Origin of the sequence: Veillonella sp. VA142 (assembly GCF_003992135.1) — a bacterium.
Classification (GTDB): domain Bacteria; phylum Bacillota; class Negativicutes; order Veillonellales; family Veillonellaceae; genus F0422.
The window spans coordinates 88145-105442 of the sequence record NZ_RQVN01000001.1 but is presented as its reverse complement, the minus strand read 5'-3'; the positions used below and the strand labels follow the sequence as shown (position 1 = coordinate 105442).

The window sequence follows — 17298 nt, the reverse complement described above, 5'->3', positions numbered from 1 at the left end:
TATCACCTCTTATAATGTTACTATATTGTCTTCATCACTGCCTACAATATACACGCCTTCCTCCACATCAAATTGACTATGCAAGGTGTTCCACACGATAAATTGTGTCGCTCCCTGCTCTTGATAGTACAACAATTGATTACTAGCTGTAAGGCCATATATTGTATTCGTTTCTCTCTTAGTATTATACACTATTTCTTGAAGTTTTTCTTCTTCTTTTCCAGGGTGAAAGTGAAACTTCTTCTGTCCTTTCACAACAATTTCATAACCTGCTTTCTGGTGATGTTGTACAGATAGCCAATCTAGCTCTATCTCTTTACCAGCTTGTCCTTTGCTATAAAGATGCTCTAAGGTATCTACATGCGTATACCCTTTCTGATATCCCTCCACAAAGACACCATTCCACTGGCTAAACCCTTGATGATGTAAGGCATCTACACATTGCTTGACTGTCCTTGGCGAAACATCTCCATTCTTAGCATCTATATACAAGTACGCCTCTCTGTTAAAGCCTGTCTTACACACCATAAAGGCGGGACCTGTGGATACAGCAATAGGAACTACTTGTACTATTGGTTTTACATAAGATAGTCCTAAAGGCAACAACCCTACTATCAAAAGTGCCATGCTAGCGATTCTATTCCATGCTACCTGAATAGGTTCTTTCAGAGCTAATAACCAATATACATACGCCACTCCCAGATACCATGCTCCTACTAGCCACAAAGGCATAGGAGGTGACCACAATAACCCTAGGTTACGAATGGCAAATAAAAGGGACATGCTGGCTTTCAGAATGAAACCTAAGAGGGACCAACCTAGTGTAAAAGTAAATACCACATTGAGTAAAGATAAACACAGTCCTCCAATGATGGCTATATCTAGCAAGGGACCTACAACTAGGTTGGACAAAATACTAAGAAAGCTAAGGATATGAAAATAATATAATTCTATGGGAAATATGAGAACTTGTGCAGAGATACATAATGCCACACCTTTAGAAATAGGGTTCGGCGGAAAGAGTCGATACACATAGGGATACAGTCCAATGATACCTAAGGTAGATCCAAAGGACAAGACAAAACTGATGTCTACTGCAAACAATGGTTTCCATACCAGTAAACATAAGGCAGATAATAGGAGCGCATGTAAGGCACGGTAGGTACCTCCATGCATAACCACATACCCACTTAATAATCCCATCATGGCAGAGCGTAATACGGGCGGGCTCCAGCCCACAATCGTACAGTACAGTAAAATCAAAGCGCAGGTGATGGAAAATTCTATGCCTTTACGTAACTGCAACCGTTGTAGCAAGGTCGAAATAATGAGAAATAACAAGGCAATATGAGACCCTGACACCGACAAAATATGGATAAGCCCTGTTTCACTGAATAACTTTACCATCGTTTCTGGCAACATCGCGTATTGACCACCTAGTACCAAGGAGGAACCCAAGGTAGCAATGGATGGATCTAAATTCTCTTCAAATTGTTGTGCCACCCAATGGTGGACCTTATCTAGGTAAGCACCGATAGTATACCAAGCATCAACTAGCTGTATACTTAGGGTTTTCTCCACTGTATAGGTACCTTCTATGGTTCCTTGGTACAAATTACCTTGTAGTCCATCATTGATATGTCTCGTTTTCATAGACAACGCACCACTTTGCTCATAATACGTAAAGCCTTTCACGGTACCACGAATGATGTAGCGGTCTCCCATATGAATTGTTGGCTCTCCTGGTACATACACTCGAATACTGCCCTTTGCTGGAACATGCTCTGTAGTGCCATTTTTATCGACATCCATTCCTTCCACAGTAGCATCTACCATGGTCATAACCCCATCTAATGTCACAGTAGACTGTGGATTGCTAGTGAACTGTACATAATAAGCACCATCGGCACCATAATAGAAAGGTCTATCTTCAAAATAGTGTGTAATGACTCGATCTGTATGTATATATCCTATGCTTGCAAACGTACACATGACGCCTACCATGGCTACTACATATCGTAACGATGTATAGGTAGGTTTATTTCGTTGTTCATACCCACGTAATCCTACTATCCCAAAGATACCAAATATAGTAATAATACTTAACCAATGCATGAGGTAGGTATGTAATTCATTTTGATATAATCCAATACAAATGCCTAACAGTATTCCCAATATGCTAGTAATACCTAAGTCTATTGGCTTTGGTAACCATTTCATAATCGTACTTTCTCCACAATTTTTTTATACAATGCCGGGCCTATGCCCTTCACATGTCGTAATTCTTCCAACGTTTTAAAAGGACCATGTTCTTGGCGATAGTCCACAATCTTCTTCGCCATCTTAGGCCCTATACCAGATACTTTTTGTAACTCTGCTTCCGAACCATCATTAATGGATATATTTTGTTTTCGTAATAATTCTTCTGGGCTACCGTGAAAATTAAAGTCTACATGAATATGTGTACTTTCTTCTAAGGTATCCTGTAGCTGTAGATGATTGACATCTGCGTAAGGCAATAGTCCTTTACTCGCCTCAATAGCCGCTTTCACTGTCACAGGACTTTGTAGCTCATACAACCCCGGCTCTTCTACAGCTCCTGTAACATACACCAAAACTGTATTCGCTTTTGTTTCCTTTTCCACTGGACCCCCTCGGTCCTCTTTTTCTGACTGTCTCACAATCTTTGGAGTACCTGATGGTAATTCATCGCCTTTCATGGGTGTATCTGCTATAATAAGATAGTATCCACATACACACAGTAGGAATAGGCATAGGATGATGCCATTCCGTTTTTGATTTGTTACTTTCATTCTATCACATCCTTTCAAGCAAAAGGTTCGTCATAGATGAGTCATATCCTTTAAAATTCACTACCAGTATATATTCGGAGGTATTATGAAAAAAGATTTACAACAATATGCCCGTCTTTTACTACAAGAAGGTGTCAATTTACAACAAGACCAACTGTTGGTTATCAACGGAGATGTTGAAAATAAAGATTTTATATATATCGTTGTGGACGAAGCCTATGCACTTGGCGCCAAAGATGTACATATTAACTGGCGTAGCACTATCACGGCTAAATCTCGTCTATCCAATGTAAAAGATGAAGTCTTATCTAACCCTGCTCCTTGGATCCAAGATATGTATCATCACATCCTTGATTCCAATGCCTGTATTTTATCCTTAATCAGTGCTAATCCATTTGCTTATGAAGGTGTGCCATCTGAAAAAATTGCTCTCGCTTCTCGTAGTATGGGTAAGTTAACTAAATTTTATCACGAGGCCATCATGGACTCCACCCTTACTTGGTGTGTGGCATCTGTAGCGACGCTCACATGGGCTGATTTGCTGGGTTATGAAGGCACAGAAGAAGAAAAAATCAATCGTTTATGGAATACTATCTTCACCTTATGTCGTATGAAACATGTACCAGAAGAAGAATCCTTTGCTAACCATTTAGATCGCTTAGCGAAACGTACTAAAACGCTAAACGATTTACAACTAGTGTCCCTACATTACACATGTCCCAATGGTACAGATTTAACCTTACAAATGCCAGAAGGTCACTTATGGTTAGGTGGCAAAGAAGCCTCTAAGAAAGGCATCATCTTTGATGCCAATATTCCAACAGAAGAAGTATTTTCCGCACCTCACTATGCGGGCGCCAACGGTATCGTGTACTCTACAAAACCATTAATCTATGATGGAAACCGTATCGAAGACTTCCACATCACATTCAAAGACGGAAAAGTCGTTGACTATGATGCGAAACAAGGTCGCGAATATCTAACAAACCTCATTGAGACAGATGAAAATTCTTGCTACCTAGGAGAGGTAGCTCTCGTAGACCATTACTCTCCTATTAGCCAATCCAATATGATTTTCTTTGAAACCTTGTACGATGAAAATGCATCTTGTCACTTGGCCTTAGGTGCTGCTTATCCAACTTGTTTAGAAAATAGCGATGGATTATCTCAAGAAGAACTCCATGCTCGTGGACTGAATACATCCTTAGCTCATACGGACTTTATGATTGGTCATGAAAACATGAACATCATGGGCACTACAAAAGATGGGAAAACAGTTCCTATTATGATTGAAGGAAGATTGCAGGTATAGGAAAACTCTATTTACATAATACTATACTGTTTCCCTTGCAATCATCAGAACTTCCCCACTTATTGGAGTCTGTAAGGACTAACATATAGTAATATAAAAAAGAGGTACATTGCATCACAGCAATGCGCCTCTTTTTGTTTGCCTAAGTTTCATATGTACGTATCTAGTATCAACTAACGTCTTTATGATTATCTCATAGTAAATTAATGTGTAGAGCTTATAACAATGTATCCACAGCAATATTCACTATTATATCTGATGGGCTTTCACAGATGTAATCAGCACCAGCAGTTTCTAGCTCTTCTACTGAACCATAGCCATAGGATACCCCCATAGCCACACAATTCAATTCTTTCGCAGCTTCCATATCGTATTTACGATCTCCCACCATATACCAGCGAGAGATTTTATATTTTAGTTCCGTCACCTTATTCATATCTTGTAAGGCTTCTTGCAAGATATCTTTTTTATGTACTAATCCAATTTCTCGATTGGCCCCACGAATCACCTCAAAATAAGGGTCTAGTTTAAAATGCTTAATGATATCCTTTGCTTGTTCTTCTGGCTTTGCCGTCGCAATCCCCACATAAGCTCCTGTCTTACGTAGTGCTTTCAATATTTCTTCAATTTGAGGATACACTGCATTTTCATATTTCCCTACGGAATCATAGCGTTCTTTGAAAAAGTTATACGCCTGCTCCACCTCTTCATCCGTCATATGGCAATGTTCTTTGAAAGAATCTGCCAACGGTGGTCCAATAAACAGTTGTAAGGTATCCTCATCTGGTATGGGATGGTTCATACTCGTTAAGGCATGACGTATGGATTTTAAAATTCCTTCATGGGAATCTGTTAATGTTCCATCTAAATCAAAAATAACACAAATCATATTAACTCCTATATAGTATCTAACATATCATTTTGTATGTGCATATACACACTATTACCTAGTTTACCATCAACTCAACTATATCATTACTTATGATAGTATCTAAACTCGTATATGCTCTTTCCAATTCTAATCCATCTCCCAAAAATATTCTATGCAAACCACAAAACACAGAATCATCCACCTTATATACTATAAAAGCTTTATGAACATCCTTTACAATACAAGAATTGCAGAGTATACTATATATAGAAAAGTTTCTATATATAGGAGAACAGTATGGAAGATAATCAAATTCCTACGGCCATTTTAGATAAATTAACAAAAGTTTGTACTTGCCGTAGTATTACAAGAAAAGCAATTAAGGAAGCCATCTTAGATGGTTGTGATACATTTCCTAAAGTTAGAGAGCGCACTAGTGCTGGTACCGGTGCATGCGGTGGCAAAGGCTGTGGCCCAAGAGTGGTAAAACTATTAAAAGAACACCAAGAAGGGCAATGGTAATCTACCAACGTAAGAACCATAAGATAGGTGATATAATCGCCTATCTTTTTTATATACACAAAAAAGGCTGCTCAAGAATGTACACCATTCTGTAGCAGCCTTCTATTTATTTCTTCAATGCTTCACGTAATGTATGCCAAGCAAGCACTGCACATTTCACACGGGCAGGCATGTTGGAAATATTTTGTAAAGCAATCGCATCTTCTAAGGCTTCTAATTCCTCTTCATCTGTCACTTCTTTTTTAATCATTCCTAAGAAAAGGTCTACTAATTGAAACGCTTCTTCTAAGGATTTCCCAGTAATGACATCAATCATCATAGATGCCGATGCTTGGCTGATAGCACAGCCGGAACCCGTATAAGCAGCATCTTTTACAATGCCATCTACCACATTCACTTGTAATGTCAAATCATCCCCACAACTTGGGTTATGACCATGCTCACTAGCGGTAAACACATCTAATAAACGTTTATTACGCTTGTCTTGGTTATGCTCCAAAATCAGTTCCGTATACACTTGATCCATTTCCATGGTATTCTCCTTACTCTGATAAGCCCATGGTTGGTCGAACTGTTTTCAGGGCTTCTAAAAATTGATCTAAATCTTCTTTTCTAGTATAGATGTACATACTGATACGGTTGGATGCTGGTACTCCATAGTAAGCTCCTAGTGGTTGCGCACAATGATGACCAGATCGCAAGCATACTCCGTGACTATCCATAATGGTTGCTACATCATGAGGATGTACATCATCCACTGTAAATGCAATCACTCCATGCTTTTCTTCTGGATTAGGGCTACCTAATACATGAATATGTGGTATAGCTACTAGCTTCGGTAATACATAGCGAACTAATTCTTGTTCATATTCATGGATGGCATCCATACCAAACTGTTCCAAATACTCAATGGCAGCTTTCAATGTGATCGCCCCGTGTGCATTTGGTGTACCTGCCTCAAATTTATAAGGTACTTCGTTGAATGTGGTAGTTTGTTCTTTCACATATTCAATCATGTCACCGCCAAATAAGAATGGATCCATGTCTTCTAATAAATGATATTTGCCATACACAACACCAATACCTTGAGAGGCACACATTTTATGTCCTGAGAAAACGAAGAAATCACAATCTAAGGCTTGCACATCAATAGCTTGATGAGGAGCCGATTGCGCTCCGTCTAGGATAGCGATAGCACCAACAGCATGAGCACGTTCTACCAATTCTTTCACAGGAAATTCCATACCTAGTACATTGCTCACGTGGGCAAAGGATACAATCTTCGTAGACTCGTCAATTTTATCCATTTCGCCGTCTTTGATGTGACCCGTCTCATCTAGGTACAAATATTCCAAAGTAGCCCCTGTCACCCGGCATACATATTGCCAAGTCACAAGATTCGCATGATGCTCCGCTACAGTGATGACGATTTTATCTCCTGCTTTCACATGCTTTAATCCATAGGAGTGAGCAATTAAGTTCAAGCTTTCTGTCGTATTTCGAGTAAAAATAATTTCTTCTCGTTTTCGAGCATTGATAAATCGTTGCACCACGTCACGAGTACCTTCGTATGCTTCGGACGCTTCCATAGCAAGCACATGGGCCCCACGATGGGGATTTCCATTGTGATTTGCCATATGTGTTTCTAAAGCTTTCATTACAGGAACTGGAATTTGTGTAGTTGCACCACTATCTAAGTAAGCGATGCGTTTGCCCCGATGCGTTCTTGTTAAAATTGGAAAATCTTTATATGCCTCTGCTATTGGTTTCATACTATCCCTCTCAATTATATTTTTTGTCGTAGTACTGCTAAGGCAGCTTCTTCCAGTTCTTCATTGCCAATACGATCAATCAATGGTCGTAACATAGATTCTACAATGATGTGTTTTGCTTCGTCTTCGTTGAAACCACGACTCATTAAATAGAATAATTTAGCTTGATCTAATTGACCAGCACTAGATGCGTGATTACCAGATACATTATCTTCTTTACATAATAACAATGGTAAAGAGATAGATTTAACTTGTGGAGTTAATAATAAGCATGTATCTTCTTCTGCACCTTCTGATGCAATACTACCACGCAAGAAATCTAAGGTACCACGGAATGATTTTTTAGAAGAACCATTCAATGCACCTAAGTTATTAATATTACTGATTGTTTTTCTACCGATATGTTTCATCAACATAGCGACATCAAATACTTGTGTATCATGACCACAGTAGCCTAAATCATGTTCAACTTCTGCGTAGTCACCTACTAAATCTTCTTGATAATTTAAGAAGTTTTCAGAACCACCCAATTCAACATTGATAAACTCTACATGACCAGACTCTTCTACTCGTGTATAACGATGTTCAAATTGTTGTACCTTACCAGTTAACAATTGTACTTTCTTAAACACTACAGAAGCACCTGTATGGGATACGATTTCTGAAAGTACTCCTACATGACCATCAGTTGCCTCACCTTTCAAGCATAGTGTTAACTCTAATGTAGAGTCTTTTTCAGCTTCAATTTGTAAGCGCGTTCTTTCACTCACAGCGCCTTGCACATCTAACACAATGGTCAATGCTTCCTTAGCACCCGCTGGTACTTGAATGTGATAACCATGTGTAAAATGATGTGATGCATCACGCAATGCACCAGCGTGAACACCTTTGTACGAAGACTCTAATAATTCTTTATTTGTAATGTCTGCTACAATATGCTTGGATCCCTCCACAGTCACCGTTGCACGTTCTGTACCAGCCCATACGTTACCTTCTGTGTGATTTACCTTTAACCAACGGAAAGTCGGTCTAGGCAATTCATTAAAATGTAATGTGTTGCTCATCCTAACCTCCTAACCGATAGAACCTTCAAGTTCTAAGGTAATTAAATTATTCATTTCTACTGCATATTCTAATGGTAATTCTTTAGAAATTGGTTCTACGAAACCACGAACAAGCATAGCTCTCGCTTCTTCTTCACTAATACCACGAGTCATTAAGTAGAAAATAGCTTCATCGGAAATACGGCCGATTTTTGCTTCATGTCCTAAATCGACATTGTCATTTTCAATAGTAATCGATGGAATTGTATCGGATTGAGATTCTTGATCCAACATCAAAGATTCGCAGGACACAGTTGCTTTGGAATAGTCTGCATTTTTACCGATGTTTAAGACGCCACGATAAATGGCTGTACCACCACTCTTAGAAATGGACTTAGAGTTCACATTACTTGTTGTATGTGGAGCCGCATGGATAACTTTTGCTCCTGTGTCTAAGTATTGACCTTCACCAGCAAATGTGACACCTGTAAATTCACAGTGTGCCCCTTCACCAGCCAAAATACTCATTGGATACAAGCAAGATACAGCGGAACCAAAGGATCCAGATACCCACTCGATAGTACCATTTTTACCAACTCGACTACGTTTCGTATTCAAGTTGTACATATTTTTAGACCAGTTTTCGATAGTGGAATAACGCAAAGTAGCATTATCTTTTACAAATAATTCAACGCAACCAGCATGTAAGTTAGCTACATTGTATTTTGGAGCAGAACAGCCTTCGATAAAGTGAGCTTTTGCCCCTTCTTCTACGATAATCAATGTATGTTCAAACTGACCAGCTCCTGGTGCATTCAAACGGAAGTAAGACTGCAATGGAATATCTACAGTTACCCCTTTTGGCACATATACGAAGGAACCACCAGACCATACGGCACCATGTAAGGCTGCAAATTTATGATCCGTAGGTGGCACCAATGTCATAAAGTATTGTTTTACAATATCTTCATGCTCATGTAATGCTGTTTGCATATCTGTGTACACAACGCCTTGACGAATCAAGTCTTCTTGAATACTATGATATACAACTTCAGAGTCATATTGAGCGCCTACACCAGCCAAAGAAGTTTTTTCAGCTTCTTGGATACCAAGGCGGTCAAATGTATCTTTAATATCATCTGGAACTTCGTTCCAGTCTTCTTTCATATCAATTTTAGGTTTTACATAGGTAACAATATCCGCCATATTTAAAGCGCTAATATCAGGTACCCAATTAGGAATGTCTAATTGATTGTAAATTTCAAGGGATTTTAAACGGAAATCTAGCATCCATTGTGGTTCATTTTTGTTAGCCCACATTTCACGAATGATGTCTTCTGTTAAACCAGCTTCTGATTTATAGGAGAATTCAAATTCATTACGAATGTCATAGACGCCGCGATCCATCTCCTCAATTTGAGTTTTCTTTCTCGCTTCCATGAGATCCTCCTATGCTAAATTTTTGTATGCGTCGTAGCCTTTTTCTTCGATTTCACGAACGAGTTCAGGACCACCAGTTTTTACAATACGACCATCGATTAAGATGTGTACAAAATTTGGTTTTAATTTTTGTAGAATTTGATTATGGTGAGTGATGATTAACACCGCATTTTCCTCATTATGGAAACGGTTCACACCTTCAGATACAATACGCACCGCATCTACGTCAAGACCGGAGTCAGTTTCATCAAGGATGGCCAATTTAGGGTTCAAGATAGACATTTGAAGGATCTCATTTTTCTTTCTTTCACCGCCAGAGAAACCTTCATTCACATAACGATTAGCATAAGATGTATCAAAGGATAACTCTTCCATTTTAGATTTCAATTCTTTCTTGAAAGCCAAGGCACGTACATTTTCACCAGTAATAGTATTTTTAGCCGTACGAATAAAGTTTTCTACTGTAATACCAGGTACAGATATAGGTGTTTGGAAAGACATGAAAATGCCTTTTTTAGCACGATCATTTACAGCTTCTTCTGTAATATTCTCACCGTCGAACACGATGGAACCTTCTGTTACTTCATAAGCAGGGTTGCCCATGATTACATTTGCCAATGTAGATTTACCAGCACCATTTGTGCCCATTACTACATGGATTTCACCTTTATTAATTGTTAAATTGATGCCCTTTAAGATTTCTTTTTCTTCAATAGAGGCACGCACATTGTCCACGCGAAGTAATTCTGCCACGTATGTCACTCCTTATCAAATAAGCTACTATATACAAAAGAAGACTAGTTAGGTCTTAGAATGCGTCGAATACCGTAAAAAAACGGATTCCACCAAAGTGTAATCCGCTGTCATATTCATAGCATGAGAACGCCACTTTGGCTTACATCTAAAATAGTAAATATACCAGATATATTATACCGTGTATAGACGCAGACCGCAAGCTAATTTCTACTATTTCACTATGATTTTGATGATATATTTATATATCACCTATTCATTTATAGCATATTGAAATTTATATTCTCTACCAAGAGATTCAACAATGTCTATTATACTGAATTTTATCAATATTGTAAATGCTATTCCTATATTTTTTTAGGGATATATAAAACAGTATATTTTTTTATATTTTTCTTCATATTTTTACAATATTAATGAGTACTCCCTTTTTCTTGTACTATAGACGGTAGACTACTCAGGTATGTAGTTTATAAGACATAGATACATATAGAAATAGACATATACTTTGTACACATGAACAAAATATATGTCTATTTTTTATATTACTAATTTTACAATATGCTCAAATTACAAATTAGAGAAATCCAATGTGGCAAAATAATCATCCAATGTTTCTGCTCGGCGAATTTGTGTGACGCTACCATCTTCATTCAATAACAATTCAGCAGAACGTAATTTACCATTGTAGTTAAAGCCCATAGCATGTCCATGTGCACCGGCATCATGAATCACAATGCGGTCGCCCATATCAATTTTTGGTAATTGACGATCGATAGCAAATTTATCATTATTTTCACATAAAGACCCAGTCACATCATAGGTCATAGTAGCCGGCTCGTTTTCTTTACCCATCACTGTAATATGATGATAAGAACCATACAAAGCTGGACGCATTAAATTAGCCATACACGCATCTAAACCAATGTAATGTTTGTAAATATCTTTTTTGTGAATCGCTGTAGCCACCAAATATCCATAAGGTCCAGTTACCATACGACCACATTCATAGGCCAAGTGAATTGGACTATGACCAGTTCCAAGAATTAAACGGTCATACGCTTCTTTTACTCCAGCACTCAACACTTTGTAATCCACAGGAGTTTGTTCTGGCTTATACGCTACACCGATGCCACCACCAAGGTCAATGAAAGATACCTCGACACCAGTTTGTTCTTTCACACGTAATGCTAAATTAAACATTAACTCTGCTGTGCCTACTAAACCATCGATATCTAATTCATTAGATACTACCATCGTATGTAAACCGAAGTTAGTAATGCCTTTTCCTTTTAAATAGGTAATAGCTTCCACAATTTGTTCTTCTGTCATACCATATTTTGCTTCTTCTGGTAAACCGATAATTGTATTACCGCCCTCTTTTAAAGAGCCTGGGTTGTAACGAAAACAAAAACGATTTGGCAGCGTACCATGTTGTTCTAAGTAAGCAATATGCGTAATATCATCCAAATTGATGATGGCTCCTAATTCCATGGCTTTTTTGTATTCTTCATACGGCGTATCATTGGAAGAGAACATGATGTTATCCCCTGTTATACCTACCTTTTCGCTCAAAATCAGCTCCGCCATGGAAGAGCAGTCTGCCCCAATACCAATTTCTTTCATCATTTTCATAATGTATGGGTTCGGCGTTGCTTTTACAGCAAAATATTGTTTGAATCCTGGTGCCCAACTAAAAGCATCTAAAAATGCGCGCATGTTATCCATAATACCCTTCGCATCATAAATATGGAATGGCGTTGGATATTTAGCAATGATCGCTTCTAATTGTTCCTTAGTAAATGGTGTTGTTTTTACGTTCATGATAACTCCTCTATCTATCTGTTATGTACTACGATGCAGCCTCTTTCTGCAACCTAGCAATCTGTAAAACAATAGGCATTCTATATTTAGTATCTCAGGCAAGTCTCACATATATTAGACTAAATCCCCAGCACGATTTCCCCCACTATGAAAAACAGGAATAATCGTACGCCATCAAATACTGATAGTATATGAATACCGTAACGTATTGTAACACAAATTCTATAGAGCTGTAAAGATTCTATAGAATTAAAAAACTGTTAAACGTAATAGCCTTGTGGCGTCCCTTACTGACTAAATCACCCAAACGTGAGAAGCCTATAGCGAGCTCGACCTGAGGAGCGCAATTATGCGTAGTAGCCTTGTGGCAGTTCTTTACTAACTAAATACACTCAATACAGAAACGAGCAACATGTTCCTGAACAAACATTAAGAAATACCGTTTGTGAAGGAATATGTTGCTCGTTCCCCTTTGCCCGATTAAATATGACCGCCATAGACTAAATAGCAGAACAAGTGACGACCCACAGGCTACATAGCACAACAAGTTACTTTCTAAATAGGGAGTGATCTACACTATATCGTCCACCACCCATGAAAAATATAGCCAATGCTGCAAATGCCATTTGCGATGGATAATCCCACGAAAAGAACCCTGCCTCCAAATGAAGAATCGTAGCCGTACATAAAACTCCAGCCAATAACAATGCTCCAAAACGAGTAAATAGTCCAAATACAACCAAAATACCGCCAATAAACTCACAAATTGCTGCTAGAGCTCCAAAAAATTCATAATATCCAGGTACTCCTAAGGGAGCTAACATAGCTCCTACTTTATACAAACCTGCTGCACCACTTAAAAACTTCAAATATCCATGATAGATCATAGAAATACCTACCCCTAATCGAAGTACTAATATACCAAAATTGATATAAGTCGGTTTACCACGCAACAAAAAATGAACCATAATACTATCCTTTCATTCCAATACTGTCATACACTTAAATCTAATATCATTCATTATACTTTCATTATCGCGAAAAATCTACCCATCAACGCAGTTGTGCGTAGCAGTCTATGGTGTACCCTTTGCTCAAATCATGACAATGTAAAAGGAGTGCGACATGTTCCCGAACAAACATTATGAAATACCGTTTGTGAGGGAATGTGTCGCACTCCTACACACTATTTATTCTCTCTGAACGCAGTTGCGCGTAGAAGTCTATGGTGTACCCTTTGTTCTAATCATGACAATGTAAAAGGAGTGCGACATGTTCCCGAACAAACATTATGAAATACCGTTTGTGAGGGAATGTGTCGCACTCCTACACACTATTTATTCTCTCTGAACGCAGTTGCGCGTAGAAGTCTATGGTGTACCCTTTGTTCTAATCATGACAATGTAAAAGGAGTGCGACATGTTCCCGAACAAACATTATGAAATACCGTTTGTGAGGGAATGTGTCGCACTCCTACAATTATACTATTCTCAAAAGGAACGCCATAGACAAATAGCGCTTCAAGTGTTACCCGATGTCAGCTGGTGTAGAGAAATCCACTGTAATGCCCAATGCTTTCGCTACGCCTTCACCATATGCAGGGTCACATGCATAGCAATGTTTAGCATGACGTTCTTGGATGAACAATGGTACTCCTGCCATATTACGAGCTGTATTGTTGAATAATACTTGTTGTTGTTCTGGAGTCATAAGACGGAACAATTTACCAGGTTGTGTGTAGTAATCGGAGTCATCTTCACGGAAGTCGTATTGGTATGCTTTACCAGATACGTCATATCCTGGATCTTTGTATTGAGGTTGGTTAGCCCATTGTCCAAAGCTATTTGGAGCATATCCAATAGTAGAGCCATGGTTGCCATCTACACGACCTTGTCCATCACGATGATAAGAGTTGAATGGACATTTAGGTGCATTGACAGGGATTTGATGGTAGTTTGTACCTAAACGATAGCGTTGCGCATCAGCATAGGAGAACAAACGACCTTGTAACATGCGGTCAGGGCTGAATCCAATACCAGGAATGATTGTAGATGGAGCAAAGGCAGCTTGTTCTACATCTTGGAAGTAGTTTTCTGGGTTACGGTTCAATTCCATTACCCCTACTTCGATCAATGGGAAGTCTTTTTTGTACCATACTTTTGTAAGGTCAAATGGGTTGTATGGAAGAGCATTGGCTTGTTCTTCTGTCATCACTTGGATGTATAATTTCCAACGTGGGAAATCACCTTTAGCGATAGCATCGAATAAGTCACGTTGTGCACTTTCACGGTCATTCGCAATAAGAGCGGCTGCTTCATCTTCAGTTAAATTTTTAATTGGTTGTTGGCATACCCAGTGGAACTTAACCCATACGCGTTCGTCATTTGCATTGATTAAGCTGTATGTATGGGAACCGAAACCGTGCATATGGCGATAGCCATCTGGAATACCACGGTCACTCATAACGATTGTGACTTGGTGCATTGCTTCTGGCAAGCTAGTCCAGAAATCCCAGTTTGCAGTAGCATCACGTAAGTTAGTTTCAGGATTACGTTTTACTGCACGATTCAAATCTGGGAATTGCAATGGATCGCGGATGAAGAATACTGGTGTATTGTTACCAACTAAATCCCAGTTACCTTCTTCAGTATACATTTTTACAGCAAAGCCACGAATATCACGTTCTGCATCAGCCGCACCACGTTCACCAGCTACTGTAGAAAAACGTACAAATAAATCAGTTTTTTTACCTACTTCAGAGAATACTTTTGCTTTTGTGTATTTAGTAATATCATTTGTTACTGTAAAAGTACCAAATGCACCAGATCCTTTTGCATGCATACGACGTTCAGGAATCACTTCACGAGCAAAGTGGCCTAATTTTTCCATCAACCACACATCTTGCATCAATACAGGACCACGTTTTCCAGCTGTCGCACTGTTGTTATTGTCAGGGACAGGAGCGCCAAAGGCTGTTGTCAATTTTTCTTCTTTCATAACTTTCTCCTTTGTAAACTTATACATAAAAAAATTACATCCATCTTTTACAACGGATAATTATTATCCGTTAATTTATGAACCTATTATAAATCCATTTCCTTGTATTGTCAATAATGATTTTCCATTAATTATTTTTATTTTTGATGTTATAAACTATAACATTATCAATCTGTTGAATAATAAAAAGAGACTACGAAAGAATAGTTACCTATTCTTTCATAGTCCCCATACTGTTCAATTATGTAGTGCTTATGACCAATACATGCAATCTGAGATTACATCATACCGCCCATACCGCCCATACCGCCCATTGGAGGCATTGGAGGCATCATTGGTGCATTTTCTTCTACTTTATCAGCAACGATGGATTCAGTAGTTAATACTAATGCTGCGATGGATGCTGCATTTTGCAAGGCAGAACGTGTTACTTTAGCAGGATCCACGATACCAGCTTTTACCATATCTACATATTCTTCTGTTAATGCGTTGAATCCGATACCGCTTTCAGTGGATTTTACACGTTCTACTACCACGGAACCTTCCAAACCTGCATTGTAAGCGATTTGGCGAAGTGGTTCTTCTACAGCACGGCGCACAAGATTTACACCTGTTAATACGTCGCCAGTAGCTTCGATACCGTCTAATGCTGGGATGATGTCGATCAATGTAGTACCACCACCTGCAACGATACCTTCTTCCACAGCTGCACGAGTCGCATTCAATGCGTCTTCGATGCGAAGTTTTTTATCTTTCAATTCTACTTCTGTTGCAGCACCTACCTCGATGACAGCTACACCGCCGGACAATTTAGCCAAACGTTCTTGTAATTTTTCTTTGTCAAATTCGGAAGTCGCTTCTTCTGCTTGTGCACGAACTTGTGCTACACGACGAGCGATTACGTCTTTGTCGCCATTTCCATCAACGATGATAGTTTCATCTTTAGTGATGCGAACTTGACGAGCTGTACCCAAGTGCTCCAAGTCTACGTTTTCTAGTTTCAAGCCTACTTCTTCACTGATGACAACACCACCAGTTAAGATAGCGATATCTTCTAGCATAGCTTTACGACGGTCGCCGAATCCAGGAGCTTTTACAGCCACTGCTTTTAATGTACCACGAAGGCGGTTCACTACCAATGTAGCCAATGCTTCTCCGTCTACGTCTTCAGCGATGATTACAAGTTCTTTACCAAGTTTTACTACTTTTTCAAGAGCTGGTAATAAATCAGCGATAACAGAGATTTTGCGGTCAGTGATCAAGATTAATGGTTCATTTACAACTGCTTCCATTTTATCTGGGTCAGTTACCATGTAAGGAGATAAGTAACCGCGATCGAATTGCATACCTTCTACTACGTTCAATTCAGTTTGTAATGTTTTAGATTCTTCTACAGTGATAACACCATCATTGCCTACACGGTCCATTGCTTCCGCAATCAATGCACCGATTTCTTCGTCAGCTGCAGATACGGATGCTACTTGAGCGATGTCTTGTTTACCGTTTACGTCGATCGCTTTGGATTGAATTTCAGCCACTAATTTTTTAACGGCTAATTCGATACCTTTTTTAAGGATCATTGGGTTCGCACCAGCTGCTACATTGCGCATACCTTCTTGAATCATAGCTTGCGCTAATACTGTAGCAGTTGTAGTTCCGTCACCAGCTACATCGTTAGTTTTTGTAGCTACTTCTTTCACTAATTGAGCACCCATATTTTCAAATGGATCTGGAAGTTCAATATCACGAGCGATAGTCACGCCATCGTTAGTGATTGTTGGAGCACCAAATTTTTTCTCTAACACTACATTGCGACCTTTAGGTCCTAATGTTACTTTTACAGCATTTGCTAATTGATCAACGCCACGACCTAATGCACGGCGTGCTTCTTCATTAAATAAAATTTCTTTTGCCATTGTATAGCCTCCTCTATGGGGTCGTCCCCTTCTTT

The 17298-nt window shown here is 38.9% G+C and carries 14 protein-coding genes; 2 read left to right on the top strand and 12 right to left on the bottom strand.

Annotation, left to right across the window (positions count from 1 at the left end; genetic code table 11):
- Window positions 1-9: 9 nt before the first annotated feature.
- Window positions 10-2220 (bottom strand): ComEC/Rec2 family competence protein, encoded by a 2211-nt coding sequence (locus EO117_RS00480; RefSeq protein WP_126938568.1) that lies wholly within the window; start codon window positions 2218-2220, stop codon window positions 10-12.
- Complete coding sequence (locus EO117_RS00475; RefSeq protein ID WP_126938567.1) at window positions 2217-2813, bottom strand: helix-hairpin-helix domain-containing protein; 597 nt, start codon at window positions 2811-2813, stop codon at window positions 2217-2219. The genes EO117_RS00480 and EO117_RS00475 overlap by 4 nt, the downstream gene beginning before the upstream one ends.
- An 85-nt stretch (window positions 2814-2898) precedes the next feature.
- Here EO117_RS00475 and EO117_RS00470 point away from each other — a divergent pair, with 85 nt between their 5' ends.
- On the top strand, window positions 2899-4125 hold the full coding sequence (locus EO117_RS00470; RefSeq protein ID WP_126938565.1) for an aminopeptidase: 1227 nt from the start codon (window positions 2899-2901) through the stop codon (window positions 4123-4125).
- Window positions 4126-4342: 217 nt separating this feature from the next.
- On the opposite strand, the gene EO117_RS00465 is transcribed toward EO117_RS00470, so the two are convergent.
- Window positions 4343-5014, bottom strand: a complete 672-nt coding sequence (locus EO117_RS00465; protein WP_126938563.1) for an HAD hydrolase-like protein — start codon at window positions 5012-5014, stop codon at window positions 4343-4345.
- Window positions 5015-5293: 279 nt separating this feature from the next.
- On the opposite strand from EO117_RS00465, the gene EO117_RS00460 reads away from it, so the two are divergent.
- Complete coding sequence (locus EO117_RS00460; RefSeq protein ID WP_126938562.1) at window positions 5294-5518, top strand: (2Fe-2S)-binding protein; 225 nt, start codon at window positions 5294-5296, stop codon at window positions 5516-5518.
- Window positions 5519-5624: 106 nt separating this feature from the next.
- Here the strand turns inward: EO117_RS00460 and sufU are convergent, their stop codons facing one another.
- The 9 genes from sufU to groL form a co-directional block, all read right to left on the bottom strand.
- On the bottom strand, window positions 5625-6050 hold the full coding sequence (gene sufU / locus EO117_RS00455; protein WP_126938369.1) for a Fe-S cluster assembly sulfur transfer protein SufU: 426 nt from the start codon (window positions 6048-6050) through the stop codon (window positions 5625-5627).
- 10 nt (window positions 6051-6060) lie between these two features.
- On the bottom strand, window positions 6061-7290 hold the full coding sequence (locus tag EO117_RS00450) for an aminotransferase class V-fold PLP-dependent enzyme (protein WP_126938560.1): 1230 nt from the start codon (window positions 7288-7290) through the stop codon (window positions 6061-6063).
- A gap of 14 nt (window positions 7291-7304) precedes the next feature.
- Window positions 7305-8354 carry a SufD family Fe-S cluster assembly protein gene (locus tag EO117_RS00445; protein ID WP_126938559.1) on the bottom strand — a complete coding sequence of 350 codons (1050 nt, stop codon included), beginning with the start codon at window positions 8352-8354 and terminating at the stop codon, window positions 7305-7307.
- A gap of 9 nt (window positions 8355-8363) precedes the next feature.
- On the bottom strand, window positions 8364-9773 hold the full coding sequence (gene sufB / locus EO117_RS00440) for a Fe-S cluster assembly protein SufB (RefSeq protein ID WP_126938557.1): 1410 nt from the start codon (window positions 9771-9773) through the stop codon (window positions 8364-8366).
- 9 nt (window positions 9774-9782) lie between these two features.
- On the bottom strand, window positions 9783-10526 hold the full coding sequence (gene sufC, locus EO117_RS00435; protein ID WP_126938556.1) for a Fe-S cluster assembly ATPase SufC: 744 nt from the start codon (window positions 10524-10526) through the stop codon (window positions 9783-9785).
- Window positions 10527-11096: 570 nt separating this feature from the next.
- A complete protein-coding gene (locus tag EO117_RS00430; protein ID WP_126938554.1) occupies window positions 11097-12350 on the bottom strand; it encodes a diaminopimelate decarboxylase in 1254 nt (417 codons plus the stop codon).
- Between the two features lie 548 nt (window positions 12351-12898).
- Entirely contained in the window at window positions 12899-13318 is a 420-nt protein-coding gene (locus tag EO117_RS00425; RefSeq protein WP_126938553.1) for a DoxX family protein, read from the bottom strand.
- 559 nt (window positions 13319-13877) lie between these two features.
- A complete protein-coding gene (locus tag EO117_RS00420; protein WP_206168576.1) occupies window positions 13878-15347 on the bottom strand; it encodes a catalase in 1470 nt (489 codons plus the stop codon).
- A 278-nt stretch (window positions 15348-15625) separates the two neighbouring features.
- On the bottom strand, window positions 15626-17263 hold the full coding sequence (gene groL / locus EO117_RS00415; RefSeq protein ID WP_126938550.1) for a chaperonin GroEL: 1638 nt from the start codon (window positions 17261-17263) through the stop codon (window positions 15626-15628).
- Between the last annotated feature and the right edge of the window lie 35 nt (window positions 17264-17298).

What these genes read in the sequence shown, in the direction of transcription:
- groL (WP_126938550.1), bottom strand. Translation starts at nt 17,263, where the DNA reads ATGGCAAAAGAAATTTTATTTAATGAAGAAGCACGCCGTGCATTAGGT.
- EO117_RS00480 (WP_126938568.1), bottom strand. Translation starts at nt 2,220, where the DNA reads ATGAAATGGTTACCAAAGCCAATAGACTTAGGTATTACTAGCATATTG.
- EO117_RS00420 (WP_206168576.1), bottom strand. Translation starts at nt 15,347, where the DNA reads ATGAAAGAAGAAAAATTGACAACAGCCTTTGGCGCTCCTGTCCCTGAC.
- EO117_RS00450 (WP_126938560.1), bottom strand. Translation starts at nt 7,290, where the DNA reads ATGAAACCAATAGCAGAGGCATATAAAGATTTTCCAATTTTAACAAGA.
- EO117_RS00465 (WP_126938563.1), bottom strand. Translation starts at nt 5,014, where the DNA reads ATGATTTGTGTTATTTTTGATTTAGATGGAACATTAACAGATTCCCAT.
- EO117_RS00470 (WP_126938565.1), top strand. Translation starts at nt 2,899, where the DNA reads ATGAAAAAAGATTTACAACAATATGCCCGTCTTTTACTACAAGAAGGT.
- EO117_RS00425 (WP_126938553.1), bottom strand. Translation starts at nt 13,318, where the DNA reads ATGGTTCATTTTTTGTTGCGTGGTAAACCGACTTATATCAATTTTGGT.
- sufB (WP_126938557.1), bottom strand. Translation starts at nt 9,773, where the DNA reads ATGGAAGCGAGAAAGAAAACTCAAATTGAGGAGATGGATCGCGGCGTC.
- sufU (WP_126938369.1), bottom strand. Translation starts at nt 6,050, where the DNA reads ATGGAAATGGATCAAGTGTATACGGAACTGATTTTGGAGCATAACCAA.
- EO117_RS00430 (WP_126938554.1), bottom strand. Translation starts at nt 12,350, where the DNA reads ATGAACGTAAAAACAACACCATTTACTAAGGAACAATTAGAAGCGATC.
- EO117_RS00460 (WP_126938562.1), top strand. Translation starts at nt 5,294, where the DNA reads ATGGAAGATAATCAAATTCCTACGGCCATTTTAGATAAATTAACAAAA.
- EO117_RS00445 (WP_126938559.1), bottom strand. Translation starts at nt 8,354, where the DNA reads ATGAGCAACACATTACATTTTAATGAATTGCCTAGACCGACTTTCCGT.
- EO117_RS00475 (WP_126938567.1), bottom strand. Translation starts at nt 2,813, where the DNA reads ATGAAAGTAACAAATCAAAAACGGAATGGCATCATCCTATGCCTATTC.